We start from the raw sequence: 26,161 nt of genomic DNA on the forward strand, positions 1-26,161 counted from the left end.
ATGCTGGAACTGATTTGCAAACGTCTGCTGCTGGCCGTCCCGACGCTATTGCTGGTGAGCATGATGGTGTTCGGGCTGCAAAAGCTGCTGCCCGGCGACCCGCTGATCGCCATGGCCGGGGAGGAGCGCGATCCGGCGGTCATTGCCCAACTGCGTGCTGAGCTTAATCTGGATGCGCCGATCCCCGTGCAGTATTTCCATTGGCTAACGCGCGCGCTGCAGGGCGATCTGGGCGTCTCCTTGCGCACGCATGAACCGGTCACGCAGCTGATTGCCAGCAAGCTGCCGGTCACGCTGGAGCTCTCTCTGCTGGCGATGATCATCGCGCTGGTGTTTGGCATCAGCATGGGGATCCTTGCGGCGGTGAATAAAAACAGCTGGGTCGATCACGGGGCGAACTTTGTGGCGATCTCGGGGATATCAATTCCGCACTTCTGGCTGGGGATCCTGCTGATTCTGGTCTTTTCGGTGAACTTGCAATGGTTACCTGCGTCCGGTTATGTGCCATTCAGTGAAGATCCGATCCAGAACCTGCGCACGCTGCTGCTGCCCGCGTCCGTGCTCGGAACCGGACTGGCGGCGACGCTGATGCGCCATACCCGTGCGTCGATGATTGCGGTACTGAAGGCGGATTACATCCGCACCGCGCGCGCTAAGGGGCTGCTGCCGAAAGCAGTGATCCTGAAGCACGCCTTTCGCAACGCGCTGGTGCCTGTAATCACCCTCACCACGCTGCTGTTCGGCGAGCTACTGGGCGGCGCGGTGCTGACCGAGCAGGTCTTCACCATTCCGGGCTTTGGCAAAATGATCGTCGACTCGGTGTTCAATCGTGACTATGCGGTGGTGCAGGGCGTGGTGCTGATCGTGGCGATCGGCTTCCTGATGCTCAATCTGCTGGCCGACGTGCTCTACGTCCTTATCAACCCGAAAATGCGAGGTTAACCATGGCGGAACTGACGACGCAAACCGTTGCCCCCACGCTGCCGCGCGCGCAGAACCGGGTGCTGAAGAAATTTCTCGGCAATAAAAGCGCGGTGATTGGCGCGCTTGTGGTGGGCTTTTTTGTCCTGGTGGCGCTGCTGGCGCCGTGGATCGCCCCCTTCGACCCGGTCAAAGCCAACTTCCTGGCGGTGCGCAAAGCGCCGTCGGCGATGTACTGGTTCGGCACCGACGAGCTGGGGCGTGACATCTTATCCCGCATTATTTGGGGGGCGCGCACCTCGCTGATGGCGGGCTGTATGTCGGTCATTATTGCCGTGGTCATCGGCGTGCCGCTGGGGCTGGTGGCGGGCTACTTCCAGAAGATGTGGGACGGCGTGATCTCGCGCTTTATTGAGGCCTTGCTGGCCTGTCCGTTCCTGATCATGGCGATCGCGCTGGGGGCATTTTTGGGCCCAAGCCTGACGAATGCGATGATCGCCATTGGTCTCTCGGCAATGCCGATCTTCGCCCGGCTGACGCGCGGCCAGGTGATCGCCATTTGCAACGAAGAGTATATCGACGGCGCGCGGGCGATTGGCCTGCCGGATCGCTGGATCATCATTAAATACGTCCTGCCAAACGTGATGTCGCCGATCCTCGTGCAGGCCACGCTGGCGATCGCCTCGGCGATTATCGCCGAAGCCAGCCTGTCGTTTTTGGGGCTGGGACAGCAGCCGCCAAATCCGTCCTGGGGCTCCATGCTCAACACCGCGAAAGGGTTTCTGGAGCAGGCTCCGTGGATGTCCATTTTCCCCGGCGTGGCGATTTTCCTTGCCGTGCAGGGCTTTAATCTACTCGGCGACGGGCTGCGCGATGCGCTCGATCCGCGCCACGACTAAGGAGTCATGATGACCAAAGCGCTTGATTTTACGTCCGGTTACGATTCACGCCGCCCGCCGATGCTGGGCCATAACGCGGTTGCCACGTCGCAGCCGCTGGCGGCGCAGGCGGGGATGAAGATGCTGCAACTGGGCGGCAATGCCGTCGATGCAGCCATTGCCACCGCGATGGCGCTGACGGTGGTTGAGCCGACCGGCAACGGGATCGGCAGCGACGCCTTTGCCATCGTCTGGGACGGTGAAAAGCTTCACGGCCTCAACGCATCAGGCCGCTCGCCGGCCAGCTGGCATGCGGATCTGTTTGCCGGAAAAAGCGCAGTGCCGGAAATTGGCTGGGACGCGGTGACCGTGCCGGGAGCGGTATCCGGCTGGGTCGCGCTGGCGGAGCGCTTCGGCACGCTGCCGCTGACCACGCTGGCGCAGCCTGCCATTGACTACGCGCGCAACGGCTTTCCCGTCTCGCCGCTGATTGGTCATCTCTGGCAGCGAGGCTATAGCAAGCTGAAAGATCAGCCGGGCTTCAGCGCCTGCTTCGCGCCGGAAGGCCGCGCCCCGCGCGTGGGGGAAATCTTCCGTAACCCGGCGCAGGCCAGCTCGCTGGAGCTGATTGCCAAAACTAACGGTGACGCGTTTTACCGCGGCGAGCTGGCGCAGAAAATTGCCGCCTTTGCCAAAGAACACGGTGCGCATCTGACGGCAGAGGATCTGGCAAACCACCGCGTGGACTGGGTAGACCTGCTGTCGCGCGACTTCGCGGGCGGTTCGGTGCAGGAGCTGCCGCCTAACGGTCAGGGGATCGCCACGCTGATTGCGCTCGGCATTCTTGAGCAGTGCGGCATTGAGAAGCATCACCCGGATTCCGTGCAGTCTCTTCATCTCTCCATCGAGGCGATGAAGCTGGCGCTGGCGGATCTCGACCGCTACGTTGCGGATGAAGAACATATGGCGTTCGCGGCAAAAGAGCTGCTGAGTGACCATTACCTGAAGTCGCGCGCCGCGCTTATCAACCACGATAGCGCCTCTGATTTTGTGTACGGATCGCCGACGCAGAGCGGGACTGTTTACGTCAGCACCGCGGATGCGAGTGGGATGATGGTCTCGTTTATTCAGTCCAACTATATGGGATTCGGTTCAGGGATCGTGGTGCCGGATACCGGGATCAGCCTGCAAAACCGGGGCTGCGGCTTTGTGCTGGATCCTGCGCACCCGAACGCGCTGGCGGGCAGCAAGCGCCCGTTCCACACCATCATTCCGGGATTTGCGATGGACGGCAACGGCAAGCCGCTGATGTCCTTCGGCGTGATGGGCGGCCCGATGCAGGCGCAGGGGCACATGCAGATGGCGCTGCGCATTATGCTGCACGGGCAAAACCCGCAGGCGGCAATCGATGCACCGCGCTGGCGCGTGGTGCAGGGCAGGGAGGTGATCGTCGAATCAACGTTCGATCGCAATACTATCGCGGCGCTGCGCGAGCGCGGGCATCAGATCGTGGTGGAAGATCCGCTTCAGGATTATAACTTCGGCGGTGCGCAGGTGATTTACCGTATGCCGGAAGGGCACTACGTGGCCGCGACGGAAAGCCGCAAAGACGGGCAGGCGCTGGTGAGTTAATTAACGCCCGGTGGCGCTGCGCTTACCGTGCCTACGCTGTGCTTTTTGTAGGCCGGGTAAGGCGCAGCCGTCACCCGGCTTTTTTTCAACCAATGCTAAACGGATCTGCATCCTGCCAGGCCGGAAACTTCTCCCGATACTCCTTTAACGCCGTTAACGAGATCTCAGCGTCAATTCGTGTTGCCTGATGCGGCTCGGCGGTGGCAATAATCTCACCCTGCGGACTTATCACCCGGCTGTCACCGCGATAGTGATGCCCGTTGCCGTCCGTTCCCACGCGGTTACAGCCAACGACATAAGCCTGATTTTCAATCGCGCGCGCGGTCAGTAAAGCCTGCCAGTGCAGGGAGCGTGGGGCGGGCCAGTTGGCGACGTACAACGCCAGGTCATAATCGTTGCGGTTGCGCGACCACACCGGGAAGCGCAGGTCATAGCAGACCAGCGGCAGAATACGCCAGCCGCGCCATTCAAATACCACGCGTTCGCTTCCGGCTTCATAATGTTGATGTTCATCCGCCATGCGGAACAGGTGGCGCTTATCGTAGAAATGGACTTTTCCTTCCGGCTCGACCAGCAGGAAGCGGTTGACCGGTCCGCGCCCGGTCTGGAGTGCGACGCTACCGGCAATCAGCGCATTTGTTTCCTGCGCCCTGGCGTGCATCCAGGCCACCACCTCGTCCTGCGGCATGGACTGTTTTGCTGCCTCCATCGCGAAACCTGTGGTAAACATCTCCGGCAGGACAATCACATCGCGTCCGGTAATCTCTTCCAGCTGGCGATCAAAATGGCGAAGGTTGGCGGGGCCGTCCATCCACACTAAAGGTTGCTGCAAAACAGAAATCTTTAAACCAGGCACGATACAGGCTCCTTAATAAACACTTTTTGACACTGTAGCACGTCATTACCAGAAAATGTGGCAATAAAAACCCCGCGCGGGGCGGGGTTTGTGGGAGCAAAAGGCCTTATGCCGCTTCAGGTTTGCGGTGCTTCTCTGGCAGCTTTACCGGCTGTGTCGCCAGCTCTTCAGGTTCGAAATCATCCACATTAATACTGCGCAGACGGCTCTCTTCGGCTTTCACCAGAATCGCAGCTTCGCTGTTGTCGATGATGCCACCCGCCAGCGCCTGTTTTGCCAGCTCATCCAGTCGTGTAAACGGCAGGTTTTTGCCCAGCTGTTTGCAGATCTTCTGGTGAATCGGGTCGGCGGCCATCACGTCAAGCAGCGCCTCTTCCAGCAAACCTACCGGGTTATGCGGGGTAGGTGCCAGATATTGACCCCGACCAATACGAGAGCGGGTTGCGCTTGGTACCTGGAGGATTTTTGCCACTTTGTGATCCAGCTTGTCGGACGGCGCCAGGTGATGACGACCGGTCGGGAAGATCACCGCGCGCAGGGCACCCGCTACGAAGCGGTTCGGGAAGTTCGCCAGTAGATCGTCAATCGCCTGTTCGGCCTGATACATCGCATCCTGAACGCCCCAGTGCACCAGCGGCAGATCCGCTTCCTGACGGCCTTCATCGTCGTAGCGTTTCAGCACCGCAGAGGCCAGGAAGATCTGGCTCAGCACATCACCCAGACGGGCGGAGATGCGTTCGCGACGCTTCAGGCTACCGCCCAGGACGGCCATTGAGACGTCAGACAGCAGGGCCAGGTTGGCGCTCAGACGGTTCAGATGCTGGTAGTGACGTTTGGTCGCATCGCCGGTTGGCGTCGCGCTGGTCAGCCCGCGCGTCAGGCCCAGCCAGAAGCTGCGCACCTTGTTGCTGCCGACGTGACCGATATGTTTGAACAGCAGCTTGTCGAAGGCATCCACATCATTATTCTGCGCGGCAGCCATCTCTTCCAGCACGTAAGGATGGCAACGAATCGCACCCTGGCCGAAGATCATCATGCTGCGGGTCAGGATGTTTGCCCCTTCTACGGTGATGGCAATCGGCGCACCCTGATAGCCGCGCGCCAGGAAGTTGCCTTCGCCGAGCATGATACCTTTACCGCCTGCGATATCCATTGCATCAATAATTGACTGCTGTGCGCGGTGGGTACAGTGATACTTCACAATCGCTGACAGCACGGCGGGTTTTTCGCCCAGCATAATGCCGTAGGTAATCAGCGAGGCTGCGGCGTCCATCACGTAGGCATTGCCCGCAATACGCGCCAGCGGCTCTTCTATACCTTCCATCTTGCCGATGGAGATTTTGAACTGACGGCGGATATGCGCGTAAGCCCCAATCCCCATCGCCACCGATTTCAGACCGCCGGTTGAGTTCGACGGCAGGGTAATGCCGCGGCCCACAGACAGACATTCCACCAGCATACGCCAGCCCTGCCCGGCCATTTTCGGGCCACCGATGATGTAGTCAATCGGAACAAAGATATCCTGACCGCGGGTAGGACCGTTCTGGAACGGTACGTTCAGCGGGAAGTGACGGCGACCAATTTCAACGCCCGGGGTTGAGGTTGGGATCAGCGCACAGGTAATACCCAGCTCTTCTTCACCGCCCAGCAGTTTTTCCGGGTCAGAGAGTTTGAACGCCAGGCCCAGCACCGTGGCGATAGGTGCGAGGGTGATATAACGTTTGTTCCAGGTCAGGCGCATGCCCAGCACCTGCTGGCCCTGCCATTCGCCCATGCAAACCACGCCGGTATCAGGAATTGCGCCGGCATCGGAGCCTGCCTCCGGGCTGGTCAGCGCGAAGCACGGAATTTCCTGACCACGCGCCAGACGCGGCAGGTAGTGATCTTTCTGCTCTTCTGTACCGTAATGCTGTAACAGCTCGCCCGGGCCTAAGGAGTTTGGCACGCCAACGGTGATCGCCAGGATCCCGGAGACACCCGCCAGTTTTTGCAGTACGCGAGCCTGAGCGTAAGCGGAGAATTCCAGACCGCCGTACTCTTTCTTAATGATCATCGCGAAGAAGCGATGCTCTTTCAGGTATGCCCACAGCTCAGGCGGCAGGTCGGCCATTTCGTGAGTGATGGCAAAGTCGTTTGCCATGCGGCACGCTTCTTCTACCGGACCATCAATAAAGGCTTGTTCTTCGGCGGTCAGACGCGGCTGCGGATAGTTGTGAAGCTTTTTCCAGTCGGGGTTGCCCTGGAACAGATCGCCTTCCCACCAGGTTGTACCGGCGTCAATCGCTTCTTTCTCTGTACGCGACATCGGCGGCATCACTTTACGGAATCCCCTGAACACCGGCGCAGAGATCATCGACTTACGCATCGGCGTCAGGTTGAACGGCAGCAAAATGATGGCCAGGGGAACAAGGACCCAGATATTCCACAGACCAGCGACGCCAAGTGCAGCCGTCCAGGCCAGAAGAATCAGGCTACTCAGGAATAAACTGACACGGTGATAGAACAACACACCGAGCAGCACAACGGTTGCGAAAATGCTCAAAATCATCATAAAGAAAAGCTCCCTTGCTTGTAGGAGGTCTGACCACTTGTGATGATATGGTTGTAGTTGATGTCATTTCCTTTAGCAATGTGTTTACAAAATAATTACAACCTGGTTCACATTGTTCGCGTTTTAGCCGGCACAAAAAATCAAAACGCCGGACGATTCGCATGGCTTTAGCTTCTCGCTTTTACTGCTATCCGGTACACTCCACTGTGTTATTTCATCAATACTGAAGGATTATCCTCATGTACCAGGATCTTATTCGTAACGAACTGAACGAAGCGGCGGAAACGCTGGCGAATTTTCTGAAAGATGATGCCAATATTCACGCTATTCAGCGCGCGGCGGTCCTGCTTGCCGACAGCTTCAAAGCCGGCGGTAAAGTGCTCTCCTGCGGTAACGGCGGTTCCCACTGTGACGCCATGCACTTCGCCGAAGAGCTGACCGGACGCTATCGTGAAAACCGTCCGGGCTACCCGGCGATTGCGATTTCCGACGTGAGCCACATCTCCTGTGTAGGCAACGACTTCGGTTACGACCATATCTTTTCCCGCTACGTTGAAGCCGTAGGCCGTGAAGGCGACGTGCTGCTGGGTATCTCCACATCCGGTAACTCTGCTAACGTGATCAAAGCGATCGCCGCCGCGCGTGAGAAGGGCATGAAAGTGATCACCCTTACCGGGAAAGATGGCGGTAAGATGGACGGTACAGCGGACATTGAAATCCGTGTACCACACTTCGGTTATGCGGATCGCGTTCAGGAAATTCACATCAAAGTGATCCACATCCTGATCCAACTGATCGAAAAAGAGATGGTTAAGTAAGACTTCGCTGGGGGGCGCCGGTGCCCCCCGCTGTTGTGGAGGTGATCTATGTGCGAACTGCTCGGGATGAGCGCCAATGTGCCAACCGATATCTGCTTTAGTTTTACCGGGCTGGTTCAGCGCGGTGGAGGAACCGGGCCGCATAAAGACGGCTGGGGTATTACCTTCTACGAAGGCAAAGGATGTCGCACGTTTAAAGATCCACAACCCAGCTTTAACTCACCCATTGCCAGACTGGTGCAGGACTATCCTATTAAATCCTGTTCGGTGATCGCCCATATCCGCCAGGCAAATCGCGGCGAAGTGGCGCTGGAAAATACCCATCCGTTTACCCGTGAACTGTGGGGCCGTAACTGGACCTATGCGCACAACGGGCAGCTTTCGGGCTATAAGTCGCTGGAAACCGGCAATTTCCGTCCTGTCGGTGAAACGGACAGCGAAAAAGCATTTTGCTGGCTGCTGCACAAGCTGACCGAGCGCTACCCCCGTACGCCCGGCAACATGACCGCCGTTTTTAAGTACATAGCGTCACTGGCGTCTGAGTTACGCGAGAAGGGCGTCTTTAATATGCTGCTGTCTGACGGGCGCTACGTGATGGCGTTCTGCTCGACGAATCTGTTCTGGATCACCCGACGTGCGCCGTTTGGCGTCGCCACGCTGCTCGATCAGGATGTGGAAATTGATTTTCAGAAGGAGACCACACCGAACGATGTGGTCACTGTCATTGCAACGCAGCCGCTGACCGGCAACGAAACCTGGCAAAAGATCATGCCAGGCGAGTGGGCGCTATTTTGTCTCGGGGACCGCGTAATTTGACGCCAGCTGCGGCTGAACCACTTCATGGCTGAGCGGTTTACTCACCACGTAACGGCCATTGACGATGGACACCACCGGCGGCTTATGGGTCTGCTCGAAGTAGTCATAGCCCGGTTTTAGCTGTTTCCAGAAATCTGTGTAAACAGAGTACTTATGGCGCGCCATGTTCGCATCCGTCATACGGAACGGATAGATGCTGACCTGAACGTTCGGCTGGCCGAAGACCAGTGCGCCCGTGACAAACTGGAAGATTTCATCAATGCCGGAATCCGTCATCGCATAACAACCGACAGACACGCAGGCACCGTGAATCATCAGGTATTTCCCTTCGTAACCGTGTGCACGGTCGAAGGCATTGGGGAAACCGATGTTAATCGCTTTATAGAAGCGGCTGTCCGGTTTTAGCTGGTTACGCTGAACGTTGTAAAACCCTTCCGGACTTTTGAAGTCACCCTGGCGCTGTTTCGGCCCCAGCCCGCCAGAATAGTTACAGATTTTGTAGCTATCGAGCAGCTGATACGTCTCGCCCATTTTGACAAACAGATCGAGTGTGCGCTCTTCCTTGAAGATTTGAATATAAACCGGGGATCCCATCAACTGCTGTTTATACTCTTTGCTGACCGGCGTCGTTGAACTATTACTGCCAAGCAGCCCGGCAAACGACATGCACGGTATCAGAAGCATCGCAATGAACAATGCGATTTTACGCATACTACTGGTTCCTTGATAAAACAATGACCAACTTGCCAGAACGGCAAAAGACACCCGAAATCAGACTAATCTGGACAGGAGCGCTCACATTAGCACCGATGGAGATTTTCGCAAGAGCCAACCTTTGCGTTTACAAATTAGTTTTACTTTATAACCCATTCATAATGTCCTGACTCCAGGAACTTTGCGCAATAGCTCGCATTTCGGCGCGCCAGACGGCGGATTTGCTGCCCCTGGCAGGGCCGAAAATGGTACACTCCGGCCTCTCTGGATTGTTGTTCATGGATACCTGCTAACCACATGTTTAGAATCAGAAAAGGACTCGATCTGCCAATCTCTGGCGTGCCTGAACAGCACGTCACCACCGGCGCCAGTATTCATCATGTCGCTATTGTAGGTGATGATTACGTGGGCATGCGTCCCGCGATGCTGGTAAAGGAAGGCGATCGCGTAATAAAAGGCCAGGCGCTCTTCGAGGATAAAAAAAATCCTGGCGTTATGTTTACAGCCCCAGCCAGCGGCACCGTTGTCGCCATCCATCGTGGTGAGCGTCGCGTCCTGCAATCGGTTGTTATTCAAATTGAAGGCGATGAGAAACGCGAATTTGCGCGTTTTGACGCCGCCGATCTTGCCACCCTCAGCCACGACGCGGTGCAGACGCAACTGCTGGAGTCGGGACTGTGGACGGCGCTTCGCACGCGCCCCTATAGCAAAACGCCCGTGCCTGGCACTGTGCCGGCCGCTATCTTCGTCACGGCCATCGACACCAACCCGCTCAGCGCAGATCCGCAGCCTCTTATCCTGGCGGAACGCAAAGCTTTCGATGCCGGCCTCACCGTGTTAACGCGCCTGACGCCGGGCAAAGTGCATGTCTGCCAGGCCAGCGGCGGTAAGCTGGGCGGTCATCCGCAAGGGCAGGTAGCCTTTAATGAATTTTCCGGCCCGCATCCTGCCGGGCTGGTGGGAACGCATATTCATTTCCTGGAGCCGGTAAGCCTGACGAAACAGGTCTGGCATCTTAATTATCAGGACGTGATCGCTATCGGTAAGCTGTTCACCACGGGTGAGCTGTGCGCAGAACGCATTATTGCCATCGGCGGCCCTCAGGCAACCCAACCTCGTCTGGTTCGCACGCTGCTTGGGGCAGACCTGACGGCGCTATTGGCTGGCGAAACGAAAGAGGGTGAAAACCGCATTATTTCCGGTTCGGTGCTGAGCGGCAGGCACGCGACAGGCCCGATGGCCTGGCTGGGCCGTTTCCATCTTCAGGTGAGCGTGGTGCTTGAAGGACGCGAGAAAGAGCTGTTCGGCTGGGTACTGCCTGGTGCAGAAAAATACTCTGTAACCCGCACCACGCTCGGCCACTTCCTGCGTCGTAAGCTGTTTAACTTCTCCACCAGCACCAACGGCGGTGAGCGCGCCATGGTTCCGATTGGCAACTACGAACGCGTGATGCCGCTGGATATTCTGCCCACCGTGCTGCTGCGCGATCTCCTGGCCGGCGATACCGACGGTGCCCAGGCGCTGGGCTGTCTGGAGCTGGACGAAGAAGATCTGGCGCTGTGTACCTATGTGTGTCCAGGTAAATACGAATATGGACCCGTATTGCGCGAGGTGTTAACCCGCATTGAGCAGGAAGGATAACCATGGGCTTAAAACACCTCTTTGAAAAAATTGAGCCGCACTTTACCGAAGGGAAGCTCAAAAAGTACTACCCGTTGTATGAAGCGACAACGACCATTTTCTACACGCCGGGTCTGGTGACGAAAGGCGCGGCGCACGTTCGCGACGCCATCGACCTCAAGCGAATGATGATTCTGGTCTGGTTTGCGGTCTTCCCGGCCATGTTCTGGGGGATGTATAACGTTGGGTTGCAAACTATTCCGGCGCTGCACCATATGTACGATGCAGAGCAGCTGGCGCAGGTGATTCAGTCTGACTGGCACTATCGTCTGGCGCAGTCGCTGGGGGTGAGCTTTGCGGCAGATGCCGGCTGGGTCAGCATGATGACGCTGGGCGCTGTCTTCTTCCTCCCTATCTATATGACTGTCTTTATCGTGGGCGGTTTCTGGGAGGTGCTGTTCGCTATTATTCGCAAACATGAGATCAACGAGGGCTTCTTTGTTACCTCTATTCTGTTTGCGCTGATTGTTCCGCCAACGCTGCCGCTCTGGCAGGCGGCGATGGGGATCAGCTTTGGCGTGGTGATTGCCAAGGAGATCTTCGGCGGGACCGGACGCAACTTCCTCAATCCGGCGCTGGCAGGGCGCGCGTTCCTGTTCTTTGCTTATCCGGCGCAAATCTCGGGCGACCTGGTGTGGACGGCAGCAGACGGATTCTCCGGCGCGACGCCACTTTCACAGTGGGCGGCTGGCGGCGGCGAAACGCTGGTCAATAATGCAACCGGACAGCCTGTCACCTGGTTTGATGCGTTTATCGGCAATATTCCAGGCTCCATCGGTGAAGTGTCTACCCTGATGATTTTGATCGGCGGGGCCATCATCCTCTTTGGCCGCGTGGCGTCCTGGCGCATTGTCGCAGGCGTCATGCTCGGGATGGTACTCACCGCCACGCTTTTCAACTTCATTGGTTCAGACACAAACCCGATGTTCTCCATGCCGTGGTACTGGCACCTTGTGCTGGGAGGCTTTGCGTTTGGCATGATGTTCATGGCCACCGATCCGGTCTCGGCTTCGTTTACTGACAGAGGTAAATGGTGTTACGGCGCGCTCATTGGGGTGATGTGTGTACTGATTCGCGTGGTCAACCCGGCTTATCCGGAAGGGATGATGTTGGCCATTCTGTTTGCCAATCTGTTTGCGCCGCTGTTCGACTACCTGGTCGTGCGCGCCAACATTAAGCGGAGGAAGGCGCGTGGCTGAGATCAAAAATAACGACAGCATCAGCAAAACGCTGCTGGTGGTGCTGGTACTGTGTCTGGTCTGTTCCATTGTCGTGGCCGGTTCTGCCGTAGGGTTAAAACCGCTACAGCAGGAGCAACGAGCGCTGGATAAACAGCGTAACATCCTGGCCGTGGCCGGGCTGATGCAGGAAGGCATGACGAAGGATGACGTCGCAGCGGTGTTTGCCGAACGTATTACCGCACGGCTGGTGGATTTAAAAACCGGGGAGTTAATGGATAAAGACCCGGCGAAATACAACCAGGCGCTGGCGCTAAAAGATCCGCAGATGAGCACCACGCTTGACGCCTCGCAGGATCCGGCAGGCATTAAGCGCCGCAGCAATGTCGCGGAGATTTACCTCGTCCGTGATGAGCAAAAGCGCATCCAGGAAATCGTGTTGCCCATCTATGGCAACGGTTTATGGTCAATGATGTACGCCTTTGTGGCGCTGGATACCGATGGTCGTACGGTCAAAGGCATTACTTATTACGATCAGGGCGAAACACCAGGGCTGGGGGGCGAAGTTGAGAACCCTAACTGGCGGGCACAGTTTGTTGGTAAAAAAGTGCTCGACGACAACGGCCAGCCTGCGCTGAAGGTGGTGAAAGGGGGCGCGCGTCCCGGCGATGAATTTGCCGTTGATGGCCTTTCCGGTGCCACGCTCACCTCTAACGGTGTGCAGCACAGCTTTGATTTCTGGATGGGTGAACTGGGCTTTGGTCCCTTCCTGAAGAATGTACGTGAAGGAGCGCTGAATAATGGCTGATACGGGTGAACTGAAAGAAGTTAAAAAGGTGCTGATTGGCCCGCTGTTAGCCAATAACCCGATAACGCTACAGGTGCTGGGGGTGTGCTCGGCGCTGGCGGTGACCACCAAGCTGGAAACGGCGGTGGTCATGACGCTGGCGGTAACGCTGGTGACAGCGTTTTCCAGCATGTTTATCTCAATGATCCGCCACCACATACCCAACAGCGTGAGGATCATCGTGCAGATGGCGATTATCGCCTCGCTGGTGATCGTGGTCGATCAGCTCCTGCGCGCCTTCGCCTATGAAACCTCGAAGCAGCTTTCGGTGTTTGTTGGCCTGATAATCACCAACTGCATCGTGATGGGGCGTGCTGAAGCCTATGCGATGAAAATGCCACCGCTGGCGAGCTTTATGGACGGTATTGGCAACGGCCTGGGTTACGGCGTGATCCTGTTGACGGTTGGTTTCCTGCGCGAACTTATTGGCAGCGGCAAGCTGTTTGGCATTCCGGTGCTGGATACGGTACAGAACGGCGGCTGGTATCTGCCGAACGGCCTGTTCCTGCTGGCCCCAAGCGCATTTTTCATTATCGGTTTGCTGATCTGGCTGATTCGTACGTTGAAGCCTGAACAGCAGGAAAAGGAGTAACCGACAATGGCTCATTACCTGAGTTTATTTGTGCGCGCGGTGTTTGTTGAAAACATGGCGCTCGCTTTCTTCCTGGGCATGTGTACGTTCCTTGCCGTTTCTAAAAAGGTATCGACGGCATTTGGCCTAGGCGTGGCAGTTACCGTTGTGCTGGGGCTTTCCGTTCCGATTAACAACCTGGTATTCAACTTCGTGCTGCGCGATGGCGCGCTGGTGGAGGGGGTTGATCTTAGCTTCCTGAACTTCATCACCTTTATCGGAGTGATTGCGGCGCTTGTTCAGATCCTGGAGATGATCCTCGATAAATACTTCCCGTCGCTGTACAACGCGCTGGGGATCTTCCTGCCGCTGATCGCCGTGAACTGCGCCATCTTCGGTGGCGTCTCGTTTATGGTTCAGCGCGATTACAACTTCAGTGAATCGGTTGTGTATGGCTTCGGTTCCGGTATCGGCTGGATGCTGGCGATTGTCACCATGGCGGGGATCCGTGAAAAAATGAAATATGCCAACGTACCTGCGGGGCTTCGTGGCTTAGGGATCACCTTTATCACCACCGGCCTGATGGCGTTGGGCTTTATGTCCTTCTCCGGTGTGCAGCTATAAGGGCTAACAGATGGAAATTATTCTTGGCGTGGTGATGTTCACGCTGATAGTACTGGTGCTGTCAGGGCTGATCCTGGCGGCGCGTGCGAAGCTGGTCAATTCCGGGGATGTGATCATTGATATCAATGACGATCCGCAGAATCAGATCCGTACCCCGGCAGGGGATAAGCTGCTTAACACGCTCTCCGGCAACGGGATTTTTGTCTCGTCTGCCTGTGGCGGCGGTGGCTCCTGTGGCCAGTGCCGTGTGACGGTCAAAGAGGGCGGCGGTGATATTCTGCCAACGGAACTGTCGCATATCACGAAGCGTGAAGCGAAAGAGGGATGCCGTCTGGCGTGCCAGGTCGCTGTGCGCCAGAACATGAAGATTGAGCTGCCGGAGGAGATCTTCGGCGTGAAAAAATGGGAGTGCGAAGTTATCTCTAACGATAACAAAGCCACGTTCATCAAAGAGCTCAAGCTGCGTGTCCCTGAAGGGGAGAGCGTCCCGTTCCGTGCGGGTGGGTATATCCAGATTGATTGTTCGGCACACACCGTCGCGTATGCTGACTTCGATGTGCCTGAGGAGTACCGGGCAGACTGGGATAAATTTAACCTCTTCCGCTTTGTTTCCGAGGTAAAAGAGCCCGCGCTTCGCGCCTATTCAATGGCTAACTATCCGGAAGAGAAGGGCATTATTATGCTCAACGTGCGTATCGCCACGCCGCCACCGAATGTGCCTGATGCCCCTCCTGGCGTCATGTCGTCGTATATCTGGTCCCTCAAGCCTGGCGACAAAGTGACGATTTCCGGCCCGTTCGGCGAATTCTTTGCCAAAGATACTGACGCGGAGATGGTCTTTATCGGCGGCGGTGCGGGTATGGCGCCGATGCGTTCGCATATTTTTGACCAGCTCAAACGACTTGGCAGCAAGCGTAAGATCAGCTTCTGGTACGGGGCGCGTTCACTGCGCGAAATGTTCTATGACGATGAGTTTGAACAACTGGCGCGTGATAACCCTAACTTTACCTTCCATGTGGCGCTATCCGATCCGCAGCCGGAAGATAACTGGACAGGCTATACGGGCTTCATCCACAACGTGCTGTATGAAAATTACCTCAAACAGCACCCGGCACCGGAAGACTGCGAGTTCTATATGTGTGGTCCACCAATGATGAACGCCGCCGTGATTAAGATGCTAAAAGATCTTGGCGTGGAAGATGAGAACATCATGCTTGATGATTTCGGAGGCTGATTATGCTGACTTTTCTGGCGACCTTTGCGGTGTTTGTGCTGGTGATCTTCGGCATGTCCTTAGGCTGGATCATCAAGCGTAAAAGCATTCAGGGCAGTTGCGGAGGCATCTCTTCCATCGGAATGGAAAAAGTGTGCGATTGTCCGGAACCGTGCGATGCGCGGAAAAAGCGGATGGCTCGCGAGCAGCAACGCATTATTTAGTCTTCCAGGTCGGGTAAGGCAACGCCGCCACCCGACAATTCCTGCGCGCACTTCTCAACCCTCATTTGTTTACTGTATACTTATCCAGTAATAAGTGAGGGCTTACTATGCGCAAAATAATCCATGTCGATATGGACTGCTTTTTTGCCGCAGTGGAGATGCGTGACAACCCGGCGCTGCGGGATATTCCCATCGCCATTGGCGGCAGCCGGGTTCAGCGCGGTGTCATCAGCACCGCCAACTATCCTGCTCGCAAATACGGTGTACGCAGCGCCATGCCGACAGCGATGGCGCTGAAACTGTGCCCGCATCTCACTCTTTTGCCCGGACGTTTTGATGCCTATAAAGAAGCATCGAGCCACATTCGGGAGATCTTCTCCCGCTACACCTCACTGATTGAACCGTTATCGCTGGATGAAGCCTATCTGGATGTCACCCACAGCGTGCACTGCCACGGCTCCGCCACCCTCATGGCGCAGGAGATCCGCCAGACTATTTTTAATGAGCTGAACCTGACGGCATCGGCAGGCGTCGCGCCGGTAAAATTTCTCGCCAAAATCGCCTCCGATTTAAATAAGCCCAACGGCCAGTACGTCATCACTCCGGAAGAGGTTCCGGCGTTTTTAAAGACGCTGCCGCTCAGCAAAATCCCCGGCGTGGGCAAAGTCTCCGCCGCGAAGCTGGAAAGTATGGGGCTACGCACCTGCGAAGACGTTCAGCACAGCGATCTGGCGCTGCTGCTTAAGCGTTTTGGCAAGTTTGGCCGCGTACTGTGGGAACGCAGTCAGGGCATTGATGACCGGGATGTGAACAACGAACGGCTGCGTAAATCGGTCGGCGTTGAACGCACGCTGAGCGAAGATATCCATGACTGGACCGAGTGTGAAACCATTATTACGGAACAGCTTTATCCTGAGCTTGAACGACGCTTACTGAAGGTCAAACCGGATCTGCTTATTGCCCGACAGGGCATCAAACTGAAATTTAACGATTTTCAGCAGACGACGCAGGAGCACGTCTGGCCACGCCTCAACAAAGAGGATCTTATCGCGACGGCGAAAAAGGCGTGGGAAGAACGGCGGGGCGGACGAGGGGTGAGGCTGGTGGGGCTGCACGTCACCTTGCTGGATCCGCAGCTGGAGCGTCAACTGGTGTTGGGACTGTAGATTACGCTAATCGTAGGCCCGGCAAGCGTAGCGCCACCGGGCATCAAACGGCTAATTACTTAACAGGAATTGCTTTCAGCAGCTCAGTCAGCAGCGTCCAGTAGTGACCGACGCTTTTAATGTGAACCTGCTCATCCGGGGAGTGTGGCCCGGTGATGGTTGGCCCGATGGAGACCATGTCCATATCCGGATACGGTTTCTTGAACAGACCACACTCCAGACCCGCGTGAATAACCTGAATGTTCGGGGTGCTGTTGAACAGTCGCTGATAAGTTTCACGCACCAGTGCCATGACCGGAGAACTTGCATCCGGCTGCCAGCCCGGGTAGCTGCCTTTTGCAGACGTTTTCGCACCGGCCAGGGTGCCCAGAGATTCCAGCATGCTCACAACGTACTCTTTGCCGCTGTCGATCAGGGAACGGATCAGGCAGATGATCTCTGCGCTGTCGTCACCCATGGTCACCACGCCCACGTTCAGGGAGGTTTCCACCACGCCTTTCGCCACGTCAGAGTTGCGAATAACGCCGTTTGGCGTTGCGTTCAGCAGCTGGACGAACGTGTCACGAGACTGTGCGGTCAGCGCGGCTTTATCCGTCGTAACGGACTCCAGCACCACCGTCAGGTTTTTCTCTTTTGCAGACAGTTCGTTTTTCAGGATCTCCAGATACACGCTGGAGAGGTTTTTCAGCTCGTCCGCTTTCGACGCAGGCACCGCCACGGTAGCGAAGGCTTCGCGAGGGATCGCGTTACGCAGAGTACCGCCGTTGAAGTCCACCAGACGCAGATCCAGTTCAGCGGCATGGCCCGCCAGAAAACGCGCCAGCAGTTTGTTGGCGTTGCCCAGGCCCAGGTGAATATCACCGCCGGAGTGACCGCCTTTCAGCCCTTTCAGCGTCAGCTTAAAGGTCTCGAATCCGGCAGGGATCGCTTCGCGGGACAGCGGCAGGGTAGAGATAAAATCGATCCCGCCCGCGCAGCCCATGTAGATCTCACCCTCTTCTTCGGAGTCGGTGTTGATCAGAATGTCCGCTTGCAGCCAGTTTGCCTGGAGACCGAACGCGCCATCCATGCCCGCTTCTTCAGTCATGGTCAGCAGCACTTCCAGCGGACCGTGTTCAACGCTGTCGTCAGCCAGCACGGCCAGCGCGGAAGCCATACCAATACCGTTATCTGCGCCCAGGGTCGTGCCGCGCGCCTTCACCCACTCGCCGTCGATGTACGGCTGAATCGGGTCTTTTGTGAAGTCGTGAACGGTGTCGTTGTTTTTCTGCGGAACCATATCCAGGTGCGCCTGCAATACCACTGGCTTACGGTTTTCCATACCTGCGGTGGCAGGTTTGCGGATAAGAATATTGCCAACCTGGTCGCGCTCAGCGTGCAGACCTTTTTCCTTCGCCCAACCCATAATATGTTCGGCAAGCTGTTCTTCGTGATAGGAAGGGTGCGGAATGGAGCAGATTTTGGCAAAAATATCCCACAGTGGCTGTGGAGATAATTGAGACAGTTCAGACACGATAGGTCTCCTTGTCGTTGCGCTGCAAAACAATGTTGCAGGTCACAGGGTTAGCAGGTTAATCGTTACCACAAGTCAGGCTTGCGAGATGCAACTGAGAATACCACTTTCTCCCGTGGCTGGTAGCATTAAGCATGTAAAAACTCAGGCTCATGGCGCGTAACACTGGTTTTTAGTGCGTCAGATCTCTATAATCTCGCGCAACCTGGTTCACCCTCATTTTTTTAAGCCGTATATAAACAGGCTGGGACACTTCACATGAGCGAAAAATACGTCGTCACCTGGGACATGTTGCAGATTCACGCACGCAAACTGGCTGCGCGTCTGATGCCTTCCGAACAGTGGAAAGGCATTATTGCCGTCAGCCGTGGCGGTCTGGTACCGGGGGCGCTGCTGGCACGTGAGCTGGGTATTCGTCATGTCGATACCGTATGTATCTCCAGCTACGATCACGACAACCAGCGCGAACTGAAAGTGCTGAAACGCGCGGAAGGCGACGGTGAAGGCTTTATCGTTATCGACGATCTGGTGGACACCGGCGGTACCGCGGTGGCTATCCGCGAAATGTATCCAAAAGCGCACTTCGTCACGATCTTTGCGAAACCAGCGGGTCGCCCACTGGTTGATGATTACGTCATTGATATCCCGCAGGATACCTGGATTGAACAGCCATGGGATATGGGCGTGGTCTTCGTACCGCCTATCTCTGGCCGTTAATTTCAGTACGTAACTTTACACGCCCGGTTATGCCGGGCGTTGTTCTTTTTAGCCTGCCACGCGTTACAATGGTCTTCATATGACGTATCCATGGAGGCAACGCAATGACGCAGGCGAATCTTACCGAAACTCTCTTCAAACCCCGTTTCAAGCACCCTGAAACGTCGACGCTGGTGCGTCGGTTTAATCCGGGGACAATGCCTGCCGTTCAGTCAGCGTTAGACGGAAAGAACGTGCCCCACTGGTATCGAATGATTAACCGCCTGATGTGGATCTGGCGCGGCATCGATCCGCGTGAAATCCTCGACGTGCAGGCGCGTATCGTGATGAGTGAGTCCGAGCGTACCGACGGCGATCTCTACGATACGGTGGTGGGCTACCGTGGTGGAAACTGGATCTACGAATGGTCAAAGCAGGCCATGCTCTGGCAGCAAAAAGCGAGCCAGGAAGAAGACGCCACTTTCAGCGGAAAGCACTGGCTGCATGCGGCAAATCTGTACAGCATCGCTGCATATCCGCATCTTAAAGGCGACGAACTGGCAGAGCAGGCCCAGGCGCTGGCAAACCGGGCTTATGAAGAGGCCGCGCAGCGGTTGCCTGGCCGGATGCGTGAAATTGAGTTCGCCATTCCCGGTGGCAGCCCGGTGACCGGATTTCTGCATATGCCGGAGGGGGAAGGGCCGTTCCCGACGGTTCTAATGTGCGGTGGACTGGACTCGTTACAAATTGACTATTACAGCCTGTATGAGCGCTACTTTGCCCCAAACGGAATCGCCATGCTGACGCTTGATATGCCTTCCATTGGTTTTTCATCCAAATGGAAACTTACGCAAGACTCCAGCCTGCTGCACCAGCATGCTTTAAAAGCGCTGGAGAATATCCCTTGGGTTGACCACACCCGGGTTGGCGCGTTTGGCTTCCGCTTTGGCGCTAACGTCGCGGTACGGCTTGCCTACCTTGAATCTTCACGCCTGAAGGCCGTCGCCTGTCTTGGCCCGGTGGTGCATGCTCTGTTAAGCGATCCTGCGCGTCAGGGTAGCATTCCTGAGATGTATCTGGACGTGCTGGCGAGCCGACTTGGCATGCATGATGCTTCAGACGAAGCGTTGCGCATTGAACTTAATCGTTATTCATTAAAAACGCAGGGCTTACTCGGCCGCCGCTGCCCAACCCCGATGATGTCCGGTTTCTGGAAGAACGATCCGTTTAGCCCGGAAGAGGAGTCACGCTTAATCACGTCGTCATCTTCTGATGGTAAATTGCTGGAGGTACCCTTCAGCCCGGTGTACCAGAATTTTGACAAAGCGCTGAAAGAGATCACACGCTGGATCACGCAGAGATTGTGTTAATAGTTTGCTAAATTTCGTTGGTTTGGTAAAACAGTGCTTCACAAAAGGAGATCGCAATGACGTTACCGAGTGGACACCCGAAAAGTAGACTGATTAAGAAGTTCATGGCTCTTGGCCCGTATATTCGAGAAGAGCAGTGTGAAGAGAATCGCTTTTTTTTCGACTGCCTGGCTGTTTGCGTCAACGTGAAGCCTGCACCCGAAAAACGTGAGTTCTGGGGCTGGTGGATGGAAATGGAAGCACAGGAAAACCGTTTTACCTATAGCTATCAGTTTGGCCTGTTTAATAAAGACGGGCACTGGCAGGCGACGAGCATCAAAGATCAGGAAGTGATCGATCGTCTGGAGCATACGCTAAAAGAATTTCACGGCAAAGCTCGCGACCTGCTGGCAACGCTGGATCTGAAGCTGGAGCCTGCGGACGATTTTTCCAGCGAAGCGGTGAAACTGAGAGCCTGATGATGTCACAGCGCCGGGTGGCGGCTACGCCTTACCCGGCATGAAAAATGTACTATCCCGTACGCCCGGTAAGCACAGCGTCACCGGGCACAAAAAAACCGGCTTAGCGCCGGTTTTTTTATTACCACAACATCAGAACTGGTAGGTCATGCCCAGCGCAACGATATCATCGCTGCTTACGCCCAGTTTATTATCGTCATCGATCTGGTTGATCTTATAATCAACAAACGCAGACATATTTTTGTTGAAATAATATGTCGCACCTACGTCGATGTATTTCACGATATCTTCATCGCCGATACCTTCGATATCTTTGCCTTTAGACTGCACGTAGCCCAGAGATGGACGCAGACCAAAGTCAAATTGATATTGTGCGACCACTTCGAAGTTTTGCGCTTTATTTGCAAAGCCACCGGAAATAGGGGCCATATTGCGGGTTTCGGAATAGATAGTGGCCAGATAAATATCGTTGGCATCATATTTCAAACCGGTTGCCCAGCCTTCTGCTTTTTTACCTTCGCCGCGTGCCTGAAGGTTTTGATCGTTAGTGCGATCGGAGCTGGCATAGGCACCAATCACAGAAAAATCGCTGCCGCCGAAGTCATAGCTCAGGGAGGTACCGAAGCCGTCACCGTTTTGCTTCTTCACGTCGCGGTTTTGATTTTTGCCCTGGTATTGCAGGGTCATGTTCAGGCCGTCAACCAGGCCAAAGAAATCGGTATTACGGTATGTGGCCAGACCGGAGGCGCGTTTCGTCATGAAGTTATCGGTCTGCGCCAGGCCGTCACCGCCGAACTCCGGGAACATATCGGTGTATGCGGCGACGTCATACAGCGCGCCCAGGTTACGGCCGTAATCCAGTGAGCCGAAGTCTTTCAGTTTCAGCCCGGCAAATGCCAGACGTGTTTTTTGAGAAGAGTCGCTCTCAGCTTTGTTACCTGCGAACTCAGCTTCCCAACGTCCGTAGCCGGTCAGCTGATCGTTAATCTGCGTTTCACCCTTAAAGCCGAAACGAACGTAAGTCTGGTCACCATCCTTAGCGTCATCATCACTGATGTAGTGCATTGCTTTTACTTTGCCGTACACGTCCAGTTTATTCCCGTTTTTATTATAAACTTCTGCTGCCTGAACAGATGCGGAAGCAACTACGCCCATTACCACTAATGCCAGAGTGCTCTTTTTCATTTTCAATCCTGATTTTATAAAAACGCGCTAATATTCGCTGAGCAATAAGATTCGACTTATTACCCCGTGAAAAACAGGAAGGGTTTTATCGTTCGTGGGTGAAAGTTTTATGACAAAGTAAGAATATGTCTAAAAAAGTATGTTTTAATTTTTCGGTAATAAAATTGTCAAAATCTGCCGCTACGCTTCCTGATCCCGCGCAACAAAGTGACGGGTCATGCGCTAAGGCAGTTGGCAACGGAGCTGACACCTGTTAAAACGTCTGACTGACATCATTTTCCCTTATTGTTGAACGGCAGAGAATCATGAGTGACAGCCAGACGCTGGTGGTAAAACTCGGTACCAGTGTGTTAACAGGCGGATCGCGCCGCCTGAATCGTGCCCATATCGTTGAGCTTGTACGTCAGTGCGCTCAGTTGCATGCCGCAGGGCATCGTATTGTGATTGTGACTTCCGGGGCGATTGCCGCCGGGCGTGAACACCTGGGCTACCCCGAACTCCCCGCGACGATCGCCTCCAAACAGCTGCTGGCCGCCGTGGGACAAAGCCGACTCATACAGCTCTGGGAACAACTGTTCTCCATCTACGGCATTCACGTCGGGCAGATGCTGCTGACGCGTGCGGATATGGAAGACAGAGAACGTTTCCTGAACGCCCGCGATACGCTGCGTGCACTGCTGGATAACCATATCGTTCCGGTCATTAACGAAAACGACGCTGTTGCCACCGCTGAAATCAAAGTGGGCGACAACGATAACCTCTCTGCGCTGGCGGCGATCCTGGCAGGGGCCGATAAGCTACTGCTTCTGACCGATCAGCAGGGGCTGTTTACCGCTGACCCGCGTTCTAATCCACAGGCAGAACTAATTAAAGACGTTCACGGCATTGACGATGCGCTGCGCGCCATTGCGGGTGACAGCGTTTCTGGTCTGGGGACAGGCGGCATGGGCACCAAGCTCCAGGCCGCGGACGTGGCGTGTCGGGCCGGTATCGACACCATCATCGCCGCGGGCAGCCGTCCGGGCGTGATCGGTGATGTGATGGAAGGCATCTCTGTGGGCACACGATTCCACGCTCAGGCATCCCCGCTGGAAAACCGAAAGCGCTGGATCTTTGGCGCGCCCCCGGCTGGCGAACTGACCGTGGATGAAGGCGCGACCGCCGCTATTCTGGAAAGAGGAAGCTCGTTACTTCCAAAAGGAATTAAAAGCGTGACAGGCAACTTCTCGCGTGGTGAAGTGATCCGAATCCGTAACCTTGAAGGTCGCGACATCGCTCATGGCGTAAGTCGTTATAACAGCGACGCGCTGCGTCGGATTGCTGGTCACCATTCCCAGCAGATCGACGCCATCCTGGGCTATGAATATGGCCCGGTTGCCGTGCATCGTGACGACATGATTATTCGTTAAGGAGCCAGAACATGCTTGAACAAATGGGCGCAGCCGCGAAAGCAGCCTCTTATAAACTGGCGCTCCTTTCCAGCCGCGAGAAAAACCGCGTGCTGGAAAAAATCGCTGATTATCTGGAATCTCAGTCGCAGGAAATTTTGCTCGCCAACGAGCAGGATCTGCTGGAAGCGCGTCGCAACGGCTTAAGCGAAGCGATGCTCGATCGTCTGGCGCTGACCCCGGCGCGTCTGAAAGGTATCGCCGACGACGTCCGTCAGGTGTGCAACCTCCCCGACCCGGTAGGGCAGGTGATTGACGGTGGGGTGCTCGACAGCGGATTACGCCTTGAGCGTCGCCGCGTGCCGCTTGGCGTCATTGGGGTGATTTACGAAGCGCGTCCAAACGTGACGGTGGATGTCGCCTCCCTGTGCCTGAAGACCGGTAATGCCGCGATCCTGCGTGGCGGGAAGGAGACCTGGCGCACCAACGCCGCGACGGTAAACGTCATTCAGCAGGCGCTGGAGGAGTGTGGTTTACCGGCGGGTGCCGTGCAGGCGATTGAAAGCCCCGACCGTGCGCTGGTCAACGAGATGCTGCGCATGGACAAATACATCGACATGCTGATCCCACGCGGCGGCGCGGGCTTGCACAAGCTGTGCCGTGAGCAATCTACCATTCCGGTGATCACCGGTGGTATTGGCGTATGCCATATCGTAGTGGATGACACCGCGGAGGTAGAACCTGCGCTGAAGATTATCGTCAACGCTAAAACACAGCGTCCAAGCACCTGTAATACGGTGGAAACGCTGCTGGTGCATCAGGGCATCGCCAGTACCTTCCTGCCAGCGCTGAGCAAGCAGATGGCGGAAAGTGGCGTCACGCTGCATGCGGACGAGAGCGCTCTCGCCCTGCTGAAAGACGGTCCGGCGAAGGTCGTTCCGGTTAACGCGGAGCAGTACGACGATGAGTATTTGTCGCTGGATCTGAACGTGAAGGTAGTTGCGGATCTCGATGACGCTATTGCGCACATTCGTGAACACGGAACCCAGCATTCTGACGCGATCCTGACGCGCACCCTGCGCAATGCCGATCGGTTTGTGAATGAAGTGGATTCGTCTGCGGTTTACGTGAATGCCTCGACGCGCTTCACCGATGGCGGCCAGTTTGGTCTGGGCGCGGAGGTGGCTGTGAGCACTCAGAAGCTGCACGCCCGCGGTCCGATGGGGCTGGAAGCACTGACCACCTACAAGTGGATCGGCTACGGTGATGATACGATTCGTGGGTAAATAATCGCGGGTGATGCAAAAATAGCCGTTTGATTCAAAAGGGCATTGACGCATCACCCGGTTAGATCTACTCTTTTGCCCCGTGGTTACGCTCGTAACCGGCCTTTCAGGGCCGATATAGCTCAGTTGGTAGAGCAGCGCATTCGTAATGCGAAGGTCGTAGGTTCGACTCCTATTATCGGCACCATTCTCAATTCTTTCTCTTTCATCCTAACTCTACAAAATGCAGGAAATGCTTGGGCTTAGGCGCTGTTATATTCTTTTTACTTCTACCAGTGTCTATTGAAATCTACACCGTGTTGGGGGTACATTCGGGGGTATACTCTGTTCGGTCTTCTTGAGATACCCCCAAATGAAACTTAATGCCCGTCAGGTCGATACAGCCAAGCCAAAGGATAAGCCCTATAAGCTCGCTGATGGTGGTGGTCTCTACCTCCTTGTGAATCCAAATGGTGCCCGCTACTGGAGGCTCAAGTATCGGATTTCAGGAAAGGAGAAACTGCTTGCTTTGGGCGTGTATCCAGACGTTACTTTGGCAGATGCTCGCGCTAAACGTGATCAGGCAAAAAGGGGTATCGCTGGGGGTATCGATCCTAACGAAGCAAAGCGGGAAGAAAAGGCCAGCCGCGAAGCTCAGGTAAAGAATACATTTCATGACATCGCTACAGAATGGCATTCAAGTAAGTTAAAGAAGTGGTCTCCCGGATATGCCTCCGACATTATAGAAGCATTTAAAAAAGACGTGTTCCCCTACATTGGCAAAAGGCCGATTGCGGAGATTAAGCCGCTTGAACTGCTGAATGTGCTTCGTCGAATGGAGGGTAGAGGGGCTACAGAGAAAGCCAAAAAAGTGCGGCAGCGTTGCGGAGAGGTTTTCCGTTATGCCATCGTTACTGGCCGGGCTGAATATAACCCCGCACCAGATCTTACTAGCGCCATGCAGGGGCATGAATCCAACCACTACCCTTTCCTGAATGTGCCAGAGCTTCCCGCATTTTTTGAGTCGTTATCACGCTACTCAGGCAGTGAGTTGGTTGTACTGGCTGCGCGGTTGCTCATTATCACCGGCCTCAGGCCGGGAGAGTTGCGCGGGGCTTCCTGGCTAGAAGTCGATGAACAGGCCGCAGTATGGGAAATCCCCGCTGAACGCATGAAGATGCGCCGTCCTCACATGGTCCCTTTATCCAAGCAGGCGCTATCTATCATTGCGTGCATTCGTGAAATCACTGGTAGATACCCGCTAATGTTCCCAGGGCGTAACGATCCAAGGAAGACGATGAGTGAGGCCAGCATTAACCAGGTGTTTAAGCGGATTGGATATGCCGGGAAAGTAACGGGCCACGGCTTCCGCCACACCATGAGCACCATTCTCCACGAACAAGGCTACAACACTGCCTGGATTGAAACCCAGTTGGCGCATATTGATAAGAACACTGTTCGGGGAACGTACAACCATGCCCAATATCTGGATGGCCGCCGCGAGATGCTCCAGTGGTATGCCGACTATATTGACTCTCTACAGCATGGAGAGAACGTGGTTTATGGCACATTTGGCGCAACACGATAAGGTTACGGG

The 26,161-nt window shown here is 55.5% G+C and carries 24 protein-coding genes and 1 tRNA gene; 20 read left to right on the top strand and 5 right to left on the bottom strand.

Translation table 11 applies throughout. From position 1 onward, the window contains the following. Genes ACQG1Y_RS04710 through ACQG1Y_RS04720 form a run of 3 tightly spaced genes read left to right on the top strand, consistent with a single transcriptional unit; the run spans window position 1 to window position 3,431 of the window. A complete protein-coding gene (locus ACQG1Y_RS04710; protein ID WP_015571382.1) occupies window positions 1-942 on the top strand; it encodes an ABC transporter permease in 942 nt (313 codons plus the stop codon). A gap of 2 nt (window positions 943-944) precedes the next feature. Next, a complete protein-coding gene (locus ACQG1Y_RS04715; RefSeq protein ID WP_426736681.1) occupies window positions 945-1,820 on the top strand; it encodes an ABC transporter permease in 876 nt (291 codons plus the stop codon). A 9-nt stretch (window positions 1,821-1,829) separates the two neighbouring features. Next, window positions 1,830-3,431: a gamma-glutamyltransferase family protein gene (locus tag ACQG1Y_RS04720; protein WP_033487738.1), complete on the top strand. Its 1,602-nt coding sequence runs from the start codon at window positions 1,830-1,832 to the stop codon at window positions 3,429-3,431. A gap of 85 nt (window positions 3,432-3,516) precedes the next feature. Here ACQG1Y_RS04720 and ACQG1Y_RS04725 read toward each other — a convergent pair whose 3' ends face one another. Further along, the gene (locus tag ACQG1Y_RS04725) at window positions 3,517-4,287 is read right to left on the bottom strand and encodes an amidohydrolase (RefSeq protein WP_017383119.1); all 771 of its coding nucleotides are present in this window, start codon (window positions 4,285-4,287) and stop codon (window positions 3,517-3,519) included. Between the two features lie 106 nt (window positions 4,288-4,393). Beyond that, entirely contained in the window at window positions 4,394-6,838 is a 2,445-nt protein-coding gene (fadE, locus tag ACQG1Y_RS04730) for an acyl-CoA dehydrogenase FadE (RefSeq protein WP_368740808.1), read from the bottom strand. A 239-nt stretch (window positions 6,839-7,077) separates the two neighbouring features. Here fadE and lpcA point away from each other — a divergent pair, with 239 nt between their 5' ends. Both lpcA and ACQG1Y_RS04740 read left to right on the top strand, forming a co-directional pair. Beyond that, window positions 7,078-7,656: a D-sedoheptulose 7-phosphate isomerase gene (gene lpcA / locus ACQG1Y_RS04735; protein WP_003863232.1), complete on the top strand. Its 579-nt coding sequence runs from the start codon at window positions 7,078-7,080 to the stop codon at window positions 7,654-7,656. Between the two features lie 48 nt (window positions 7,657-7,704). Continuing rightward, a complete protein-coding gene (locus ACQG1Y_RS04740; RefSeq protein ID WP_017383120.1) occupies window positions 7,705-8,472 on the top strand; it encodes a class II glutamine amidotransferase in 768 nt (255 codons plus the stop codon). On the opposite strand, the gene dpaA is transcribed toward ACQG1Y_RS04740, so the two are convergent. After that, a complete protein-coding gene (gene dpaA, locus ACQG1Y_RS04745; RefSeq protein WP_006810008.1) occupies window positions 8,443-9,183 on the bottom strand; it encodes a peptidoglycan meso-diaminopimelic acid protein amidase in 741 nt (246 codons plus the stop codon). The two genes, ACQG1Y_RS04740 and dpaA, sit on opposite strands and share 30 nt — an antisense overlap. A 300-nt stretch (window positions 9,184-9,483) precedes the next feature. Here dpaA and ACQG1Y_RS04750 point away from each other — a divergent pair, with 300 nt between their 5' ends. The 8 genes from ACQG1Y_RS04750 to dinB all read left to right on the top strand — a co-directional run bounded on the left by ACQG1Y_RS04750 (window position 9,484) and on the right by dinB (window position 16,689). Next, complete coding sequence (locus ACQG1Y_RS04750; RefSeq protein WP_368740807.1) at window positions 9,484-10,827, top strand: Na(+)-translocating NADH-quinone reductase subunit A; 1,344 nt, start codon at window positions 9,484-9,486, stop codon at window positions 10,825-10,827. A 2-nt stretch (window positions 10,828-10,829) separates the two neighbouring features. Then, window positions 10,830-12,065, top strand: coding sequence for an NADH:ubiquinone reductase (Na(+)-transporting) subunit B (locus tag ACQG1Y_RS04755; protein WP_015571375.1), 1,236 nt, complete (start codon window positions 10,830-10,832; stop codon window positions 12,063-12,065). Next, entirely contained in the window at window positions 12,058-12,852 is a 795-nt protein-coding gene (locus ACQG1Y_RS04760; protein WP_023295964.1) for a Na(+)-translocating NADH-quinone reductase subunit C, read from the top strand. The genes ACQG1Y_RS04755 and ACQG1Y_RS04760 overlap by 8 nt, the downstream gene beginning before the upstream one ends. Next, complete coding sequence (locus tag ACQG1Y_RS04765) at window positions 12,845-13,483, top strand: NADH:ubiquinone reductase (Na(+)-transporting) subunit D (protein WP_003863219.1); 639 nt, start codon at window positions 12,845-12,847, stop codon at window positions 13,481-13,483. Before ACQG1Y_RS04760 ends, ACQG1Y_RS04765 begins: the two co-directional genes overlap by 8 nt. 6 nt (window positions 13,484-13,489) lie before the next feature. Further along, a complete protein-coding gene (nqrE, locus tag ACQG1Y_RS04770; RefSeq protein ID WP_003863217.1) occupies window positions 13,490-14,086 on the top strand; it encodes an NADH:ubiquinone reductase (Na(+)-transporting) subunit E in 597 nt (198 codons plus the stop codon). A 10-nt stretch (window positions 14,087-14,096) separates the two neighbouring features. Beyond that, window positions 14,097-15,320 carry an NADH:ubiquinone reductase (Na(+)-transporting) subunit F gene (gene nqrF / locus ACQG1Y_RS04775; RefSeq protein WP_368740806.1) on the top strand — a complete coding sequence of 408 codons (1,224 nt, stop codon included), beginning with the start codon at window positions 14,097-14,099 and terminating at the stop codon, window positions 15,318-15,320. A 2-nt stretch (window positions 15,321-15,322) separates the two neighbouring features. Beyond that, window positions 15,323-15,523 carry a (Na+)-NQR maturation NqrM gene (nqrM, locus tag ACQG1Y_RS04780; RefSeq protein WP_003863212.1) on the top strand — a complete coding sequence of 67 codons (201 nt, stop codon included), beginning with the start codon at window positions 15,323-15,325 and terminating at the stop codon, window positions 15,521-15,523. A gap of 107 nt (window positions 15,524-15,630) precedes the next feature. Then, the gene (gene dinB / locus ACQG1Y_RS04785) at window positions 15,631-16,689 is read left to right on the top strand and encodes a DNA polymerase IV (RefSeq protein ID WP_045340407.1); all 1,059 of its coding nucleotides are present in this window, start codon (window positions 15,631-15,633) and stop codon (window positions 16,687-16,689) included. A 55-nt stretch (window positions 16,690-16,744) separates the two neighbouring features. Here dinB and pepD read toward each other — a convergent pair whose 3' ends face one another. Beyond that, window positions 16,745-18,202: a cytosol nonspecific dipeptidase gene (pepD, locus tag ACQG1Y_RS04790; protein WP_368740805.1), complete on the bottom strand. Its 1,458-nt coding sequence runs from the start codon at window positions 18,200-18,202 to the stop codon at window positions 16,745-16,747. Window positions 18,203-18,460: 258 nt separating this feature from the next. Between pepD and gpt the strand changes: the two genes are divergently transcribed. The 3 genes from gpt to crl all read left to right on the top strand — a co-directional run bounded on the left by gpt (window position 18,461) and on the right by crl (window position 20,726). Next, a complete protein-coding gene (gene gpt, locus ACQG1Y_RS04795) occupies window positions 18,461-18,919 on the top strand; it encodes a xanthine phosphoribosyltransferase (protein ID WP_003863205.1) in 459 nt (152 codons plus the stop codon). Between the two features lie 104 nt (window positions 18,920-19,023). Further along, window positions 19,024-20,268, top strand: coding sequence for an esterase FrsA (gene frsA, locus ACQG1Y_RS04800; RefSeq protein WP_032671400.1), 1,245 nt, complete (start codon window positions 19,024-19,026; stop codon window positions 20,266-20,268). A 56-nt stretch (window positions 20,269-20,324) separates the two neighbouring features. Beyond that, the gene (gene crl / locus ACQG1Y_RS04805; protein WP_006809999.1) at window positions 20,325-20,726 is read left to right on the top strand and encodes a sigma factor-binding protein Crl; all 402 of its coding nucleotides are present in this window, start codon (window positions 20,325-20,327) and stop codon (window positions 20,724-20,726) included. Between the two features lie 132 nt (window positions 20,727-20,858). Here the strand turns inward: crl and phoE are convergent, their stop codons facing one another. Then, window positions 20,859-21,911, bottom strand: a complete 1,053-nt coding sequence (phoE, locus tag ACQG1Y_RS04810) for a phosphoporin PhoE (RefSeq protein ID WP_048973781.1) — start codon at window positions 21,909-21,911, stop codon at window positions 20,859-20,861. A gap of 305 nt (window positions 21,912-22,216) precedes the next feature. On the opposite strand from phoE, the gene proB reads away from it, so the two are divergent. The 4 genes from proB (at window position 22,217) to ACQG1Y_RS04830 (ending at window position 26,152) form a co-directional block, all read left to right on the top strand. Further along, window positions 22,217-23,320, top strand: a complete 1,104-nt coding sequence (gene proB / locus ACQG1Y_RS04815) for a glutamate 5-kinase (protein WP_015571369.1) — start codon at window positions 22,217-22,219, stop codon at window positions 23,318-23,320. Window positions 23,321-23,331: 11 nt separating this feature from the next. Beyond that, on the top strand, window positions 23,332-24,585 hold the full coding sequence (gene proA / locus ACQG1Y_RS04820) for a glutamate-5-semialdehyde dehydrogenase (RefSeq protein ID WP_015571368.1): 1,254 nt from the start codon (window positions 23,332-23,334) through the stop codon (window positions 24,583-24,585). A gap of 111 nt (window positions 24,586-24,696) precedes the next feature. Further along, window positions 24,697-24,772: transfer RNA gene (locus tag ACQG1Y_RS04825), tRNA-Thr, on the top strand. A 165-nt stretch (window positions 24,773-24,937) separates the two neighbouring features. Further along, entirely contained in the window at window positions 24,938-26,152 is a 1,215-nt protein-coding gene (locus tag ACQG1Y_RS04830; protein ID WP_426736682.1) for a tyrosine-type recombinase/integrase, read from the top strand. The last annotated feature ends 9 nt before the right edge of the window (window positions 26,153-26,161 follow it).

The sequence above is a fragment of the Enterobacter cloacae complex sp. 397G4 genome, from assembly GCF_050031515.1.
In the GTDB taxonomy this organism is placed as follows: domain Bacteria; phylum Pseudomonadota; class Gammaproteobacteria; order Enterobacterales; family Enterobacteriaceae; genus Enterobacter; species Enterobacter hormaechei_C.